Source organism: Pseudomonas sp. SMN11 (assembly GCF_052041945.1).
In the GTDB taxonomy this organism is placed as follows: domain Bacteria; phylum Pseudomonadota; class Gammaproteobacteria; order Pseudomonadales; family Pseudomonadaceae; genus Aquipseudomonas.
In genome coordinates, this window is the sequence record NZ_JBKGGW010000004.1 from 233,932 (window position 1) to 249,717 (window position 15,786).

The 15,786-nt window shown below is 62.4% G+C and carries 14 protein-coding genes and 1 riboswitch; of the genes, 5 read left to right on the plus strand and 9 right to left on the minus strand.

Annotated elements, in window-relative coordinates; all coding sequences use genetic code 11:
- Positions 1–18 precede the first annotated feature (18 nt).
- The 3 genes from ACLEJU_RS06755 to ahcY all read right to left on the minus strand — a co-directional run bounded on the left by ACLEJU_RS06755 (position 19) and on the right by ahcY (position 3,571).
- Positions 19–1,095 (minus strand): hypothetical protein, encoded by a 1,077-nt coding sequence (locus ACLEJU_RS06755; RefSeq protein WP_435424389.1) that lies wholly within the window; start codon positions 1,093–1,095, stop codon positions 19–21.
- A gap of 94 nt (positions 1,096–1,189) precedes the next feature.
- Positions 1,190–2,035, minus strand: a complete 846-nt coding sequence (gene metF / locus ACLEJU_RS06760; protein WP_435424388.1) for a methylenetetrahydrofolate reductase [NAD(P)H] — start codon at positions 2,033–2,035, stop codon at positions 1,190–1,192.
- 126 nt (positions 2,036–2,161) lie between these two features.
- Entirely contained in the window at positions 2,162–3,571 is a 1,410-nt protein-coding gene (gene ahcY, locus ACLEJU_RS06765) for an adenosylhomocysteinase (RefSeq protein ID WP_435424387.1), read from the minus strand.
- A 20-nt stretch (positions 3,572–3,591) separates the two neighbouring features.
- A riboswitch (S-adenosyl-L-homocysteine riboswitch) is annotated at positions 3,592–3,688 on the minus strand.
- 178 nt (positions 3,689–3,866) lie between these two features.
- Between ahcY and ACLEJU_RS06770 the strand changes: the two genes are divergently transcribed.
- Positions 3,867–4,268, plus strand: coding sequence for an acyl-CoA thioesterase (locus ACLEJU_RS06770; RefSeq protein ID WP_012274534.1), 402 nt, complete (start codon positions 3,867–3,869; stop codon positions 4,266–4,268).
- A gap of 32 nt (positions 4,269–4,300) precedes the next feature.
- Here the strand turns inward: ACLEJU_RS06770 and ACLEJU_RS06775 are convergent, their stop codons facing one another.
- A complete protein-coding gene (locus ACLEJU_RS06775) occupies positions 4,301–5,536 on the minus strand; it encodes a cation:proton antiporter (protein ID WP_435424386.1) in 1,236 nt (411 codons plus the stop codon).
- Between the two features lie 256 nt (positions 5,537–5,792).
- On the opposite strand from ACLEJU_RS06775, the gene ACLEJU_RS06780 reads away from it, so the two are divergent.
- The gene (locus ACLEJU_RS06780; protein WP_110633290.1) at positions 5,793–6,626 is read left to right on the plus strand and encodes an EamA family transporter; all 834 of its coding nucleotides are present in this window, start codon (positions 5,793–5,795) and stop codon (positions 6,624–6,626) included.
- 28 nt (positions 6,627–6,654) lie between these two features.
- On the plus strand, positions 6,655–7,041 hold the full coding sequence (locus tag ACLEJU_RS06785; RefSeq protein ID WP_110633294.1) for an MAPEG family protein: 387 nt from the start codon (positions 6,655–6,657) through the stop codon (positions 7,039–7,041).
- A 127-nt stretch (positions 7,042–7,168) separates the two neighbouring features.
- On the opposite strand, the gene mltA is transcribed toward ACLEJU_RS06785, so the two are convergent.
- Positions 7,169–8,320 carry a murein transglycosylase A gene (gene mltA, locus ACLEJU_RS06790; RefSeq protein ID WP_435424385.1) on the minus strand — a complete coding sequence of 384 codons (1,152 nt, stop codon included), beginning with the start codon at positions 8,318–8,320 and terminating at the stop codon, positions 7,169–7,171.
- Positions 8,321–8,439: 119 nt separating this feature from the next.
- Here mltA and ACLEJU_RS06795 point away from each other — a divergent pair, with 119 nt between their 5' ends.
- On the plus strand, positions 8,440–8,886 hold the full coding sequence (locus ACLEJU_RS06795) for a c-type cytochrome (protein ID WP_435424384.1): 447 nt from the start codon (positions 8,440–8,442) through the stop codon (positions 8,884–8,886).
- Positions 8,887–8,916: 30 nt separating this feature from the next.
- Here ACLEJU_RS06795 and ACLEJU_RS06800 read toward each other — a convergent pair whose 3' ends face one another.
- The 4 genes from ACLEJU_RS06800 to ACLEJU_RS06815 form a co-directional block, all read right to left on the minus strand.
- A complete protein-coding gene (locus tag ACLEJU_RS06800) occupies positions 8,917–9,309 on the minus strand; it encodes a DUF1090 domain-containing protein (RefSeq protein ID WP_435424383.1) in 393 nt (130 codons plus the stop codon).
- A gap of 131 nt (positions 9,310–9,440) precedes the next feature.
- Entirely contained in the window at positions 9,441–11,132 is a 1,692-nt protein-coding gene (gene ligB, locus ACLEJU_RS06805; RefSeq protein ID WP_435424382.1) for an NAD-dependent DNA ligase LigB, read from the minus strand.
- Between the two features lie 144 nt (positions 11,133–11,276).
- Positions 11,277–12,467, minus strand: a complete 1,191-nt coding sequence (metK, locus tag ACLEJU_RS06810; RefSeq protein WP_103445962.1) for a methionine adenosyltransferase — start codon at positions 12,465–12,467, stop codon at positions 11,277–11,279.
- A 19-nt stretch (positions 12,468–12,486) separates the two neighbouring features.
- Complete coding sequence (locus tag ACLEJU_RS06815) at positions 12,487–13,479, minus strand: ArsR/SmtB family transcription factor (protein WP_435424381.1); 993 nt, start codon at positions 13,477–13,479, stop codon at positions 12,487–12,489.
- Between the two features lie 226 nt (positions 13,480–13,705).
- On the opposite strand from ACLEJU_RS06815, the gene tkt reads away from it, so the two are divergent.
- Entirely contained in the window at positions 13,706–15,703 is a 1,998-nt protein-coding gene (gene tkt, locus ACLEJU_RS06820) for a transketolase (protein WP_435424380.1), read from the plus strand.
- The last annotated feature ends 83 nt before the right edge of the window (positions 15,704–15,786 follow it).

Genomic DNA, 15,786 nt, shown 5'->3' on the forward strand with positions numbered 1-15,786 from the left:
AAGCCCCTGGTTTTGGCCTCAGCGATGGGACGAACGCAGCAGGTGCGCCTCGATATCCTTGCGCCGGCCGCCCAGTGACAGACGCAGGCTCGGGTGGCGAAGGCACTGGCGCAATTGCTCGGGCTCGATGCACCCGTAGCGTTCGTTGAGGTTCTCCAGGGCCTTGTCCCACCAGGCCGATGCACAGGCTCGATCGAACTCGTTGGGGTAGGGGTAGCAGCCATACAGCAGCTCGCGCACGAACTGGCGCTCGCGGCTGGGCATGGTCAGGCTCAAGGCCTTGTAGCCCAGGCGCTGCAGGGTCGGTGGGCGTGGCAGTTGGTCGTTGACCAATGCCACATCGGCAAGCGCCGCCGCACCCAGCGGGTTATCGCCGTGCTTGCGTAACCAGGCCTGGATCTTGGCGCGGAACTGGGCCTTGCGGCTCCAGTAGTGATGGATGACGTCGGTGCACTCGGCCAGTTCCATCTTGCGGTAAGCGGCCACCGCCAGGCAGAACTCTTCAAGGGTATAGGCGGTGCGGGCCAACGGATAGAACTCGTCCATCATGGCAATGGAACGGTCCAGCACGTCGGTGTCCTCGGCGCACAAGCCGATCACGCCCGAGTTGACCAGCGGCATCTGGCAGTCGGCGAGACCGCGAGACTCGAGAATGCCGAGCAGGTTCGTGTACAGCAGGCACTGCTGATTCGCGCCATATCGCGCGCCAATGGCGTTGCACAGCAGTGTGCCGGGCTGGACCCGCTGGAACAGTTGCAGCGGCGACTTGCGGAAGAAGGTATCGGTGTCGATCAGCACGGCCTGGGGATGTTGCTGCAGTACCTGGCGCAACAGCACGTGCTTGCTGCGGAAGTGATAGCCGTGGGGCTGGTTCCAGGCCTTGCGGGTGGCCTCGTCGAGCAGATGAACGGTCACCGGCAGTTTGCCGTAGGGCTCGGCATTGTCGGTATAGACCTGGATGTCGATGGCCTGAGTGGCACTGCCCCCCAGATGCGCGAGGGCGCTGACGATGCTGAAGCAGGCTTCCTGGTGATAGGTGGTGGGGCCGAACGCCAGGTACACGAGCTGAGGGCGAGATGGCAGGAAATGTTGCATTGCGAACGACACCTATCAGGGCCAGAAAGTAAATAAGGCCCTAGTCTACGACTAAAGCCTTAATTATTTCTGAATCCGATGGTGCCAAAAAGTTTCAGCGTGGCAGTTTCAGATTGTTCCAGATCGCCAGGCTCGCTTCGGCCTGGTTGAGGGTATAGAAGTGCAGGCCCGGTGCGCCGCCTTGCAGCAGCTGCTCGCACATGCGGGTAATGACTTCTTCGCCAAAGGCCTGGATGCTCGCCGTATCGTCGGCATAGGCTTCCAGTTGCTTGCGGATCCAGCGTGGGATCTCGGCGCCGCAGGCATCGGAGAAACGCGCCAGTTTGCTGTAGTTGGTGATCGGCATGATGCCGGGCACCACCGGGATGTCCACGCCCATCTTCTGCGCGCGCTCGACGAAGTAGAAATAGCTGTCGGCGTTGAAGAAGTACTGGGTGATGGCGCTGTCGGCACCGGCCTTGACCTTGTGCACGAAGTTGCCCAGGTCGACCTCGAAGTTGCGCGCCTGTGGGTGCATTTCCGGATAGGCGGCGACCTCGAGGTGGAAGTGGTCGCCGGTTTCCTGGCGGATGAACTCGACCAGGTCGCTGGCATAACGCAGTTCACCACTGGCCATGCCCATGCCCGACGGCAGGTCGCCACGCAGGGCGACGATGCGCTTGATACCGGCGGCCTTGTACTCGGCCAGCAGGGCGCGCAGCTCGTCCTTGGTGTCGCCGACGCACGACAGGTGCGGCGCGGCAGGGATCTTCACTTCGCTTTCCAGCTGCAGCACGGTGTTCAGCGTGCGGTCGCGGGTAGAGCCACCGGCGCCGTAGGTGCAGGAGAAGAAGTCCGGGTTGTACGCGGCCAGCTGGCGGGCAACGCCCATCAGCTTCTCGTGACCGGCGTCGGTCTTGGTTGGGAAGAACTCGAAACTGTAACGGCGATCTTGGGACATCAGGCGTTCCTCGAGCAGCATGCCTCAAGCAGCAAGCTGCAAGTAAAAGCCAGATCGGTGATGGCCGATCTGGCTTGGGCATCGTTCAGGTTTCGGCGTTGAAGCGTGTCGCTTCAAGCCTGCCGCTTAGTAGCGGTAGGCGTCCGGCTTGAACGGGCCTTCGACGGTCACGCCGATGTACTCGGCCTGTTGCGGGGTCAGTTGGGTGACCACGCCACCGAAGCCGCGGACCATTTCCAGGGCCACTTCTTCGTCGAGTTTCTTCGGCAGCACTTCCACGGTCAGGCGCTCGGCCTTCTTGGCAGCTGGCAGTTCGGCGAACTTCTGCTCGAACAGGAAGATCTGCGCCAGCACCTGGTTGGCGAACGAACCATCCATGATGCGGCTTGGGTGGCCGGTGGCGTTGCCCAGGTTCACCAGGCGACCTTCGGCCAGCAGGATCAGGTAGTCATCGTTCTGCGGGTCGAAGGTACCGGCGCCAGTGCGGTGGATCTTGTGAACCTGCGGCTTGACCTCTTCCCATGCCCAGTTCTTGCGCATGAAGGCGGTGTCGATTTCGTTGTCGAAGTGGCCGATGTTGCAGACCACGGCACGCTTCTTCAGGGCCTTGAGCATGTTGGCATCGCAGACGTTGACGTTACCGGTGGTGGTGACGATCAGGTCGATGCGGCCCAGCAGGTCGGCATTGACGCCGGCTTCGGTGCCGGTGTTGATGCCGTCCTTGAACGGCGAAACGACTTCGAAGCCGTCCATGCAGGCCTGCATGGCGCAGATCGGGTCGACTTCGGTGACCTTGACGATCATGCCTTCCTGACGCAGCGACTGGGCCGAGCCCTTGCCCACGTCACCATAGCCGATTACCAGGGCCTGCTTGCCCGACAGCAGGTGGTCGGTGCCGCGCTTGATGGCATCGTTCAGGCTGTGACGGCAGCCGTACTTGTTGTCGTTCTTGCTCTTGGTGACCGAGTCGTTGACGTTGATCGCCGGGACTTTCAGCTCGCCCTTGGCCAGCATGTCCAGCAGGCGGTGAACGCCAGTGGTGGTTTCTTCGGTCACGCCGTGGATCTTTTCCAGCATGGCCGGGTATTTCTTGTGCAGGATTTCGGTCAGGTCACCACCGTCGTCCAGCACCATGTTGGCGTCCCAAGGCTGGCCATTTTTCAGGATGGTCTGCTCGATGCACCACTCGTACTCCTGCTCGGTTTCACCTTTCCAGGCGAACACAGGAATGCCGGCGGCGGCGATGGCGGCAGCGGCCTGGTCCTGGGTGGAGAAGATGTTGCACGACGACCAGCGGACTTCTGCGCCCAGGGCGATCAGGGTCTCGATCAGCACGGCGGTCTGGATGGTCATGTGGATGCAGCCGATGATCTTGGCGCCCTTGAGCGGTTGCTCGGCTTGATACTTGCGGCGCAGGCCCATCAGTGCCGGCATTTCCGATTCGGCGATGATGACTTCCTTGCGGCCCCAGTCGGCCAGGGAAATGTCGGCGACCTTGAAGTCGGAAAAACCTGCAGGCGTGTTTACAGCGCTCATGAGAGCCTCCATTCGTAGTGTGCGAATGGGCGCCGTTGTGCGTTGAGCGTCCGCTTCAGCGGACAACGCCCCAACCGAGCCTGACAGGCCGAGCCTGCTGCAGCGCCCCTCGGATGGGTGGCGGGATGGCCGCCACTGCGGGCAGCCATGAGAACGGCTGCGATTATAGCCGTGGCTGTGTGACACACCCAAGGCTTTCTGTCGATTTATCGCGACGATAGTCGATGTTCAATGGAGCGGCGGCGGCCGCTCTGCCATCATTACTTCACGTTAGCCAAGCAGGTCAGGAGTAAAGATGAACTTTCACACCCGCAAATGGGTAAAACCCGAAGACCTCAACCCCAACGGCACGCTGTTCGGCGGCAGCTTGCTGCGCTGGATCGACGAAGAAGCGGCAATCTATGCCATCGTCCAGCTGGGCAACCAGCGCGTGGTGACCAAGTACATGTCGGAGATCAACTTCGTCAGTGCCTCGCGCCAGGGCGACATCATCGAACTGGGCATCACGGCCACCGAGTTTGGCCGTACCTCGATCACCTTAAAGTGCGAAGTACGCAACAAGATTACCCGCAAGAGCATTCTGACGGTCGACAAGATGGTCTTCGTCAACCTGGGCGAGGACGGCTTGCCGGCGGCCCATGGGCGGACCGAGATCAAGTACGTTCAGGACCAGTTCCCGGACTCCGCTGTCGAGTGATGATTCGGGGCCGCGGTGCGGCCCCGCAACCCTCAAGGATGTGCGCTGACCTTGCGCACCACGCGGCCAATGCTCAAACCCTGCACCAGGATTGACGACAACACCACGATGTAGGTGATCGACAGCAGCAGGTCACGCTCCGCGCCCAGTGGCAGCGACAGCGCCAGGGCCACCGATACCCCGCCACGCAAGCCACCCCAGGTCAGCACCCGCACGGTACCTTTGGGCACCGGCCGCCAGCGCCGCAACAGCACGATCGCCGGGGCCACGGTCAGCAGCCGCGACAGCAGTACTGCCAACGCCAGTACTCCACCCGCCGCCAGGTGCAGCCAATTGAACGGCAACAGCAACAGTTCCAGGCCGATCAGGGCAAACAGCAGGGCATTGAGCATGTCATCGATCAGTTCCCAGAAGCCGTCCATGTAACGGCGGGTCATGTCGTTCATTGCCAGGTTACGACCCAGGTTACCGATGATCAGGCCTGCGACCACCATGGCGATCGGTGCCGAAACATGCAGCTCGTAGCACATCGCCGAACCACCGATCACCAGCGCCAGGGTCAGCATGACCTCGACCTGGTACTGCTCGACGCTCTTGATCATGCGGTAGGTGGCATAGCCGATCACGCCGCCGAACAGCACGCCGCCGATGGCCTCGCGGGCGAACAGGATGGCGGTGTCGGAGACACTCGGCGTTTCACCAAGCTGGATGATGCCCAGCAATACGGTAAACACCACCACCGCTGTACCGTCGTTGAACAATGATTCGCCGACGATAGTGGTCTTCAGCGGCTTGGAGGCGTTGGCGGTGCGCAGTGCGCCCAGCACGGCGATCGGGTCGGTCGGGGAGATCAGCGCGCCGAACAGCAGGCAGTAGATCAGCGGCACCTGCCAGCCGAACAGGGCGAACACCCAGTGCGACAGGTAGCCGATCACCACGGTGGCGATCAGCACGCCCAGGGTGGCCAGCAAGCCGATCGGCCAGCGGTAGCTGCGCAGGTCGCTGAGGTTGACGTGCAATGCGCCGGCGAACAGCAGGAAGGCCAGCATCCAGTGCATTAGCAGGTCATTGAAATCGATCTGGTTCATCAAGCCTTCGACGCGTTCTTCCAGGCCAGGGAAGCCGATCAGGCTCAAGCCTTGCAGCATCAGGGAGAACAGCAACGCCGTGACCATCACGCCGATGGCGGGTGGCAGGCCGATGAAGCGGTAATTTACATAGGTGAGGAGGGTGGTGAGGCAAATAAACGCGGCAACTAGTTCAAGCATCCCGAATCCTGTGAAAGTGGCTTCCAAGTCGTTACCCGAATGGCTCGGGCAGTTCTTTGATGATCTGGCGAGGGGCTCGGGACACAGGATTTGACCAGGAATGTCGGAAACGTTCCGAGTGTTCACAGCTGGAGGGTGCATTAGGGTGGCGCTCGGTCTCACAGGCGCTAAAACTCTTCCGGCATACATATCGCAGGCAACCCACACGCCAACGCTATATATTCATCCCTCAAAAACGTCGCAAGGACCCAAAGGCGTGCTGGCAACTTCCCTGGTATTGGTCGCCGCCCTGTTGCATGCGACCTGGAACACCCTGATCAAATTCAGCGCCGAGCGCCTGCTGGTGATCGCCAGCATGGACGTTGTGGCATTGCTGTTCGCCGTGTGCGCCGTGGCCTTCACCGAGTTTCCGCCCGCCGAGATCTGGCCTTGGCTGCTGGCTTCGGCGCTGGCCGAGCAGTTGTACCGGTTTCTGCTGATCCAGGCCTATCGGGTCGGTGATCTGGGGCTGGTCTATCCTCTGATGCGCGGCCTTTCGCCATTGGTGGTGCTGGGGCTGACCCTGGCGTTTGCCGGTGAGTCGCTCAGTTCGCAACAGATCATCGGCATCCTGCTGATCCCGTGTGGCATGGCGTGCCTGTTGTGGCAGGGCGGCGGCGGTGACCGGTTGCCGTGGTCGATGCTGCCGGTGGTTGCGCTGATCGGCCTGTGTATCGGTTGCTACACCTGGTTCGATGGCCAGGCGGTGCGGTTGTGGGGTAAACCCTGGGACTACCTGGTGTGGTTGACGTTGCTCAGCGCCTGGCCATTCCCGCTGCTGGCCAGCGTGGCGCGGCGGGCGCCGTTCGTGCTGTTCTGGCGCACCCAGTGGCGGTTGGGTCTGGCAGTGGGCTTTTGTGTGCTGTTCAGTTACGCACTGGTGTTGTGGGCCATGCACCTGGGTTCGGTGGCCGAAGCGGCGGCCCTGCGCGAATTGAGTGTGATACTGGTGGTACTGCTGGGTATGCGCTACCTCAAAGAACCTTTTGGCGGGCCGAGACTCCTAGCTTGCGGGCTGGTCCTGGCAGGCATGCTGGTGATGAAGCTCTGACCTCACGATCGAACAAGGAGTCCTGTCCATGACCGTTGCCCTGTGGTGCATTTTAATCGCGTTGTTTCTTGCGCCGCTGTGCGCCTTGATCGCTAAAGTGTCGAGTGGCCGCTTCGGCCTCAAGGACAACCACGACCCGCGCGCCTTCCTCGACACGCTGTCGGGTCTGCCGCGCCGTGCGCATGCCGCCCAGCAGAATAGCTACGAGGCGTTTCCGGCATTTGCGGCGGCGGTGCTGGTGGCCGATATCGTCGGTAATGCCGAACAGGTGACCCAGGATGTGCTGGGTGTGATGTATATCACCAGTCGGTTGCTCTACATCATCTGTTACCTGGCGGACTGGGCGGCGTTGCGGTCGCTGGTGTGGTTTGCCGGGTTGGCGTTGATCGTGTCGTTCTTCGTGGTTTCAGTCTGAGACCGAGGCGCCGGCTTCGCGGGCTTGCCCGCTCCCACAGATACAGCGCAGCATTCAAGGGCTGTGGTATCTGTGGTATCTGTGGTACCTGTGGGAGCGGGCGAGCCCGCGATGAATCCACCGCCGATCAAAGCACTTTAGGCACCTCAGGCAGCGGCTTGCCCTTGGGCCATAGCATCCAGATCTGACCTTGCTGTTTCATGTTGCCCGCCAACTCCCCTGCATCAGGCCCGGTCCCCCAGAACAGGTCCGCACGCACTTCGCCGGCAATTGCCCCACCTGTGTCCTGAGCGCCCACCGGGCGCACGACGGGCGTGCCGTCGGGGCGTGTGGTCGACAGCCACAACAAGCTGCCCAACGGGATCACCTTGCGGTCGATGGCCACGCTGTAGCCCGCTGTCAGCGGCACGTTCAGTGAGCCACGCGGCCCTTCTTTACTGTCCGGGCGGGCACTGAAGAACACATAGCTAGGGTTGCTGGCCAGCAGTTCCGGCACGCGCTGCGGGTTGGCCATGGCCCAGGCATGAATGCTGCCCATGGTCACGTCTTCTTTTTTCAACTGGCCTTGTTCCACCAGCCAGCGGCCGATTGGCCGGTAGGGGTGGCCATTCTGGTCGGCATAACCCAGCCGCAGTTGGCGGCCATCATCCAGCTGGATTCTGCCGGAGCCCTGGATCTGCAGGAACTGCAGGTCCATCGGATCGGTCAGCCAGGCCAACACGGGCGCCTTGACGCCATCGCGGCTGATCACCTCGGCGGTGTCGTAGGGTTTGAGCACGCGACCGTCCAGTCGGCCCCGCAGGCGCTTGCCCTTGAGTTCGGGGTACACGCTGGCCAGGTCGACCACGATCATGTCGTCGGGTACGCCATAAACTGCCACGTGCGCCGCTTCGGTACGCTTCAGGCTGCCGGGGTAGACCGGTTCGTAGTAACCGGTGATCAGGCCGTTGGCGTTGTTGTCTGCGGAACGCAGGCCATACACCTGCAGGTTCTGCTCAAGAAAAGTGCGCACCTGGGTGGCGCTCGCCGTGTCGCTGCCTGCCGCTTCGCAGGTGGCGGCCCACACCGGGTCGCGCTTGAGCTTTTCGCAGCCGCTGCGCCAGGCGTAAAAGCCGGCCAGCAGGTCTTCATCGCTGACCGCAGGCAGGTCTTTCCAGGTGGCCGGGGCATAGGTGGCGATGGCATGGGGCTCGGGCTTGGCGTTTTCGCCGCCGTTGCAGCCGGCCAGCAGGGCGAGTGCCGGGAGGGTCCAGGCCAGATGGCGCAGGGCAGATTTCATCAATGGGTACCTGTGGCTGGCGAACATGAAGATTCGCCCTTGTGTTTTATGTGGCTATTGGTCTTTGCCTAGCGGGCGGCGATACTGGCCGCCCCTTTGCGTAGGCTGAAGTGACCGTGATGTTCAAGCGATTGACCGTAGTGCTGCTCGCTGCCCTTGCCCTGACTGCCTGTGACCGGGTCGACCCCAATTCGCCGCTGGGCAAGCGCAAGGCAATCTTCAAGGACATGCTCAAGACCAGCGAAGACATGGGCGGCATGCTGCGCGGTCGCTTGCCCTTCGACGGGGTGAAGTTCGCCGATGGCGCGTTGAAGCTTGATGGTCTTGCCCATGAGCCGTGGCAGCATTTTCCGCAGGTGCGGGATGAGGGTGACAGCAGCGCACGGCCGGAGGTATGGGAGCGGCAGGCGCGTTTCCATGACCTTGCCCGGCAACTGGAGGGTGTGACCGGCGAATTGGTCGACGTGACGCGGACCCAACCGTTGGACGCGGCGCAATTGAAGGCGCCGATGGATAAGGTCGAGGCGGCGTGCAAGGCGTGTCATACCGAGTTCCGCGATCATTGATCGCCTGCGACAACAGGCGATCAGGCAAGATCAGCGGTCCAGTTCGTCCACTGCTTCCTGCAGCTCCTTGCGGGACTCGGCAAGCTTGTCCTTGCGCTTGTTGATCTTGTCCGCGTCGCCTTTTTTCTCGGCCTTCTTCAGGTCCCTCTCGCGCTCTGCCACCTCGTGACGAGCATCGAGCACTTTCTGCTCGCGCTCTTTGCGCAGGCTGGCGTCTGTGCAGTTGCCAACGCCGCGCAGTGCTTCTTCGAGCCCTGCCACCTGATCGCTATTGCCGTGGTCACGTGCGATTTTCAGCTGGTTCTCGATGGCGCTGCGCTTGGCGGCGCAACCGGTCAAGCCCGCATCAGGCTGGGCAGCTTGGGCAACGCCGGCAGCGAGACCCAGGGTGGTAAACAGTGTCAGAGTGGAAATCAATTTCATCAAAGCCTCCTTGAGGGGGCGGGGCAGCAAAAGATGGGGCAAATCCTGCCTTGCTTTTGGCGATTTAGAAACCCTTGCTGGATATTTCTGGAGCAACCCAGGAATTTTCCTACAAAAGATTTTGTTAAAACTCATTGCTTCGTACGCGTGACAGCGGCAGAAAACCCCTGAATGCCGTTTTCGCTCAGCTGTTGAGCCAAGGCCTGCACGTGCTCAGCCGTAAAAAATGCTTGTAGCTGGCTGGCACGGGTTGCGCCAATGCCGGGCAAGGCTTGCCATTCGGTGGTCGAGCGCTGGGCGAGGATTGCCCAGTCGCCCTCGAGCGGAAGATTGCGTGGTACTGGCACGCCAAGACCGCTGATCCACTGGTCGAAGGGCCTGTTGCGGCCAGCCTCGAAGCTTCGTTGCAAGCGCCTGGCGCTGGTCTCGCTGATGCCAGGCAGCTGGGCCAGTCGTTCGGCATCCAGCTCCAGCCAGTCGGTCAGCGATGTTACCAGCCCGGCCTGCACCAGCCGTCGCCAAGTGCCGGGCCCGGTGCCAGGCATGGCCAGGCCATGTTTGCCACTGAGCCAGGTGAGGCGAGCAATGAACTGCTCTTCGCAGTTTTCATCAGCCTGCCAGCACGTCAAGGCGCCGTATTGATCCAGCGCAGGAACCGTCAAGCTTTGGCGCTCGGTAGCGCGGTGCACGACCTGCTCGAAGCGCGGGATGGTCAGCCCCGCCAGGCTGATGGCGACCTGATCCCCCGGGCGAATATCGAGCGCCTGCCAGCGAGCCAGAGAGCCCAGGCTCACCTGGGTAACACGGCGGTCGTCGAGTCTCACCGGCTGCAGCTTCAGGACAGGTGTGACTCGGCCCGTGCGGCCGATGCGAAAGTGTACGTCACGCACTTCGCTCAAAACCTGGGCAAAGGGATGCTTCCAGGCTGCGATCCAGTAAGGTGCATTGGTCTGCCAGCGCTCGGCTGGTGGGCGCATATTCTGGCGCAGGATCACGCCGTCCGTGGCGAAGGGCAGGGCAGAGCGATACCAGTGCCGGCGCCAGTGTGCAGCTTCACCAGCGCTGCCGATGGCCACGCTGTAGCGCTGGCTGTCGGGGAAACCCAGTGCAGCGAGCCGGGCCACACGCTCGCCCTGATCGCTCGGCCCTTGCGGCCAGTCCCAGACAAACAGCGCAATGCCTGCGCCTTGTTCACGGGCCAGCTGCTTGCGCGCCAACAACCCCGCGACGGTGGCGCGGGCGTTGGCGCTACCGTTGCGTGCTTGCACATGGTCTTCCAGGCGCAGGTACAGTTCGCCTTGCAGGATCAGGTCCAGTGGGCTTGGCAATTTCCGGTTGATGCCTTCCAGGACCTCGATATGTCGGCTCCAGTCATGCCCCTGGGTGCCGTCACCCCTGCTGAGCAGTTGGGTCAGGCTGCCTTGCTGATAAACCAGAGTCACCGCGACGCCATCGACCTTTGGTTGTAGCCAGACACCTGTCTTGCCGGCCATCCACTGGCTCACGGCCTGTTCATCCGGCAGCTTGTCGACGCCGGTATGTGGGATCGGGTGGGCAATCGGCCCGCGTGCGCTGGCCAGTGAATCCAGTTCACTCTGGAGTGCGAAACACCCTTGCAGGTGCAGCAGGCGTTGCCTGCTCTGGTCATAGACCTCATCGGGCACCAGGGATTCGCCCAGGCGATGGTAGTGGTCATCCCATTGGCTAACCGTCGCGCGCAGGCGGGTGACTTCCGTGCGAGCCCGCTCGGCTGACCAGCTTGGGCAGTCAGCGGCTTGCGCGTTGAACGATAGGGCGAGCAGGAACAGGAGCAGAAAAGGCATGGCCAGCATCCTTGCTTGGCAGAGGGGAAGCCTCAGCCTAGGCAATGCAAGCGAGCGTTGCGCCGCGCAGTTGTCAGCCGATGTGTCACAAAAAAGCCCCTGCCGATCACTCGGCAGGGGCTTTCATTTACCGCTGTAGGAAAATTACAGGCCGGCAGCGTCACGCAGCGCCTGGGCGCGGTCGGTGCGCTCCCAGGTGAAGGTGGTGAAGGTGTCGTCGCCGACAGTCTTCTGCTGTGGCTCGCGGCCGAAGTGGCCGTAGGCTGCGGTTTCCTGGTACATCGGGTGCAGCAGGTCGAGCATCTTGGTGATGGCGTACGGGCGCAGGTCGAAGCACTCGCGCACGATCTGGATGATCTTGTCGTCGGAAACCTTGCCGGTGCCGAAGGTGTTGATCGAGATGGAGGTCGGCTGGGCCACGCCGATGGCGTAGGACACCTGGATCTCGCAACGTTCGGCCAGGCCGGCGGCAACGATGTTCTTGGCCACGTAGCGACCAGCGTAGGCAGCGGAACGGTCGACCTTGGACGGGTCCTTGCCGGAGAACGCGCCACCACCGTGACGGGCCATGCCGCCGTAGGAGTCGACGATGATCTTGCGGCCGGTCAGGCCGCAGTCACCCACCGGGCCACCGATGATGAAATTGCCGGTCGGGTTGATGTGGAACTGGGTGCCTTTGTGCAGCAGTTCGGCCGGCAGGGTGTGCTTGACGATCAGCTCCATCACGGCTTCCTGCAGATCTTTCAGCGAGACCTCAGGGTTGTGCTGGGTCGACAGCACCACCGCGTCGATACCGACGACCTTGCCGTTCTCGTAACGGCAGGTGACCTGCGACTTGGCATCCGGGCGCAGCCATGGCAGCAGGCCGGACTTGCGCGCTTCGGCCTGGCGCTCGACCAGGCGGTGCGAGAAGCAGATCGGCGCTGGCATCAGCACGTCGGTTTCGTTGCTGGCGTAGCCGAACATCAGGCCCTGGTCGCCTGCGCCCTGGTCTTCCGGTTTGGAACGGTCGACGCCCTGGGCGATGTCCACCGACTGTTTGCCGATGATGTTCATCACGGCGCAGGTGGCGCCGTCGAAGCCGACGTCGGAGCTGTTGTAGCCGATGTCGATGATGACCTTGCGCACCAGCTCTTCCAGGTCGACCCAGGCGGAGGTGGTGACTTCGCCGGCGATGATGGCGACACCGGTCTTGACCAGGGTTTCGCACGCTACGCGGGCGTATTTGTCCTGGGTGATGATGGCATCAAGGACCGCGTCCGAAATCTGGTCGGCGATCTTGTCCGGATGCCCTTCGGACACGGACTCGGAGGTGAAAAGGGAGTATTCGCTCATCTCGACGGGTTCCTAAAATTTACCGATGGTGAGTGTCGCCAGCCGTCCGCTGAAAATGGCGGACCTGTATCTGGAAACCGTTACGCAAGCCCACATAGAGGCTATCCCCGGGGGCCAGCCCGGCTGCTGTGGCCCAACGGGCCAGGTCGTCCTGTTCGAAGCCCAGCCAGAGGTCGCCGCAGGCTTCCCGCGCCCAACCCTGGTCATGGCTGCACAGTTCGGTGACCAGCAGGCTGCCGCCTGCCTTTACCCGTTTGGCCAGCTGGCGCAGGGCCAGGGCCGGGTCGCTGAAATGGTGCAGGACCATGTTCAGCACAACGCAGTCGGCTTCCACATCCGTTGCACCCAGTGCATCGGCCAACTGCAGGTATACGTTGCCCAGGCGTTCGCGTTCGCAGACCTGGCGCGCCAGCTCGAGCATGGTCGGGCTGTTGTCCAAGGCTGTGACCTGGGAGAAGCGCCGTGCCAGGTCCGGCAGGAAACCACCATCGCCAGGGCCGACTTCCAGCGCGCTGGCGGTCGACGCGAAGTTCAGCTTGTCGAGCAGCGCCAGCAGGCTTTCGCGATACTGCGGCAAGCCGGCGATGAGGTCTTGCTGGGCGCGGAATTTTTCTTCCACACGCAGGAAGAAGTCCTGGCTGGTGGCGGCGCGGCGTTGCTGCACCTGGGCGATTCGGGCCTGGACATCCTCCGGCAAGGTCAGGTCGTCGACCTCGTCGAGCAGGGCCATGTGCAGGCGCCCGCCGAAGCGTTGGCCGTCAGGCAGGGCGCGGCGGTAGAAGATCGCATTGCCTTCACGCCGCGTGGCTACCAGCTCGGCCTGGGCCAGCACCTTGAGGTGGTGGCTCATGCCCGACTGGCCGACGTCGAAGATCTGCGCCAGTTCCAGCACGCCGAACGAATCACTGGCCAGGGCGCGCAACACGTTCAGGCGCAGCTCATCGCCACTGGCCTTGCACAGGGCGGCCAGTGTGTCGCTTTGCTGAGGGATCGGTTGCGCACGGAGGTTCATGGTGCGGCAGTCTAGACAGGCAAGGCTGCCCTCGCAAGGCCTATATCAAAAAGTTTTGATATTGACTGATGGGCGGGTGGCCCTGGCGGATTTTTCGCCGTTATGGAGGCCAATCACAGGAAAATCCCCCAACTGCGACCATCCGTCATTGCCCCCGGCCCCCGCAGTGGGCGAAAATGGCCGCCTTTTTCGTGACACCACCTATTCAAGCCCCAGGAGATAAGCGATGCCCAGCCGTCGTGAACGTGCCAACGCCATTCGTGCACTCAGCATGGATGCCGTGCAAAAGGCCAACAGCGGCCACCCAGGTGCCCCCATGGGCATGGCGGATATCGCCGAAGTGCTTTGGCGCGACTACATGAAGCACAACCCGAGCAACCCGAAGTTCGCTGACCGTGACCGCTTCGTGCTGTCCAACGGCCACGGCTCGATGCTCATCTATTCGCTGCTGCACCTGACTGGCTACGATGTCACCATTGATGACATCAAAGGCTTCCGCCAGCTGCACAGCCGTACCCCGGGCCATCCGGAATACGGCTACACCCCAGGCGTCGAGACCACCACCGGCCCGCTCGGTCAAGGCATCGCCAACGCCGTGGGCTTCGCCCTGGCCGAGAAGGTGCTGGCTGCCCAGTTCAACCGTGAAGGCCATAACATCGTCGACCACAACACCTATGTGTTCCTCGGCGACGGCTGCATGATGGAAGGTATTTCCCATGAAGTCGCCTCGCTGGCCGGCACCCTGGGCCTGAACAAGCTGATTGCCTTCTACGACGACAACGGCATCTCCATCGACGGCGAAGTGCACGGCTGGTTCACCGATAACACCCCGGCGCGTTTCGAAGCCTACAACTGGCAGGTCATCCGTAACGTCAACGGCCATGATGCCGACGAAATCAAGATGGCCATCGAGACCGCGCGCAAGAGCGACCGTCCGACCCTGATCTGCTGCAAGACCATCATCGGTTTCGGTTCGCCGAACAAGCAGGGCAAGGAAGACTGCCACGGTGCACCGCTGGGCAACGACGAAATCGCCCTGGCCCGCAAGGAACTGAACTGGAACCACGGTCCGTTCGAAATCCCGGCCGACATCTACGCCGAGTGGGATGCCAAGGCTGCCGGCGCCAAGGCCGAAGCCGACTGGAACCAGCGTTTCGATGCTTACGCCAAGGCCTACCCGGAACTGGCTGCCGAGTTCAAGCGCCGTGACAGCGGCGAGCTGCCGGCCGACTTCAGCGAGAAGGCCCAGGCCTACATCAATGAAGTAGCCGCCAAAGGTGAAACCATCGCCAGCCGCAAGGCCAGCCAGAACGCGCTGAACGCCTTCGGTCCGATGCTGCCTGAGTTCCTCGGCGGTTCGGCTGACCTGGCCGGCTCCAACCTGACTCTGTGGAAAGGCTGCAAGGGCGTCGAGGCCAACGATGCCAGCGGCAACTACGTGTTCTACGGCGTGCGTGAGTTCGGCATGACCGCGATCATGAACGGCGTCGCCCTGCACGGTGGCCTGGTGCCTTACGGCGCGACCTTCCTGATGTTCATGGAATACGCCCGCAATGCCGTACGCATGTCGGCACTGATGAAGCAGCGCGTGATCCATGTCTACACCCACGACTCCATCGGCCTGGGCGAAGACGGCCCGACTCACCAGCCGATCGAGCAGCTGACCAGCCTGCGCAGCACCCCGAACCTGGATACCTGGCGTCCAGCCGACGCGGTCGAATCGGCCGTGTCCTGGAAAAACGCCCTGGAGCGCAAGGACGGCCCATCGGCGCTGATCTTCTCGCGCCAGAACCTGCAGCACCAGGAACGCGACGCCCAGCAGATCGCCGACATCAGCCGTGGTGGCTATGTGCTCAAGGACTGCGCTGGCGAGCCTGAGCTGATCCTGATCGCCACCGGTTCGGAAGTGGGCCTGGCCGTTCAGGCACAAGCCAAGCTGACCGAGCAGGGCCGCAAGGTGCGCGTGGTTTCCATGCCTTGCACCAGCGTGTTCGATGCCCAGGACGCTGCCTACAAGCAGTCGGTACTGCCGGTCGAAGTCGCTGCGCGTATCGCCATCGAAGCCGCCCACGCGGACTTCTGGTACAAGTACGTCGGCCTGGAAGGTCGTGTCATCGGCATGACCACCTACGGTGAGTCGGCTCCGGCCGCTGCACTGTTCGAAGAGTTCGGCTTCACCCTGGAGAACATCCTGGGCACCGCCGAAGAGCTGCTGGAAGACTGATACAGGCGTAAGGCGAGGGCTTCGCCCTCGTTTCGCGGCACAAGGCCGCTCCCACAGGGTACTGCGCACGCCGTTCCTTGTAG

Excerpts from the sequence above, each read along its gene's own strand:
- ACLEJU_RS06755 (WP_435424389.1), bottom strand. The coding sequence starts at position 1,095 with ATGCAACATTTCCTGCCATCTCGCCCTCAGCTCGTGTACCTGGCGTTC.
- metF (WP_435424388.1), bottom strand. The coding sequence starts at position 2,035 with ATGTCCCAAGATCGCCGTTACAGTTTCGAGTTCTTCCCAACCAAGACC.
- ahcY (WP_435424387.1), bottom strand. The coding sequence starts at position 3,571 with ATGAGCGCTGTAAACACGCCTGCAGGTTTTTCCGACTTCAAGGTCGCC.
- ACLEJU_RS06770 (WP_012274534.1), top strand. The coding sequence starts at position 3,867 with ATGAACTTTCACACCCGCAAATGGGTAAAACCCGAAGACCTCAACCCC.
- ACLEJU_RS06775 (WP_435424386.1), bottom strand. The coding sequence starts at position 5,536 with ATGCTTGAACTAGTTGCCGCGTTTATTTGCCTCACCACCCTCCTCACC.
- ACLEJU_RS06785 (WP_110633294.1), top strand. The coding sequence starts at position 6,655 with ATGACCGTTGCCCTGTGGTGCATTTTAATCGCGTTGTTTCTTGCGCCG.
- mltA (WP_435424385.1), bottom strand. The coding sequence starts at position 8,320 with ATGAAATCTGCCCTGCGCCATCTGGCCTGGACCCTCCCGGCACTCGCC.
- ACLEJU_RS06795 (WP_435424384.1), top strand. The coding sequence starts at position 8,440 with ATGTTCAAGCGATTGACCGTAGTGCTGCTCGCTGCCCTTGCCCTGACT.
- ACLEJU_RS06800 (WP_435424383.1), bottom strand. The coding sequence starts at position 9,309 with ATGAAATTGATTTCCACTCTGACACTGTTTACCACCCTGGGTCTCGCT.
- ligB (WP_435424382.1), bottom strand. The coding sequence starts at position 11,132 with ATGCCTTTTCTGCTCCTGTTCCTGCTCGCCCTATCGTTCAACGCGCAA.
- metK (WP_103445962.1), bottom strand. The coding sequence starts at position 12,467 with ATGAGCGAATACTCCCTTTTCACCTCCGAGTCCGTGTCCGAAGGGCAT.
- ACLEJU_RS06815 (WP_435424381.1), bottom strand. The coding sequence starts at position 13,479 with ATGAACCTCCGTGCGCAACCGATCCCTCAGCAAAGCGACACACTGGCC.
- tkt (WP_435424380.1), top strand. The coding sequence starts at position 13,706 with ATGCCCAGCCGTCGTGAACGTGCCAACGCCATTCGTGCACTCAGCATG.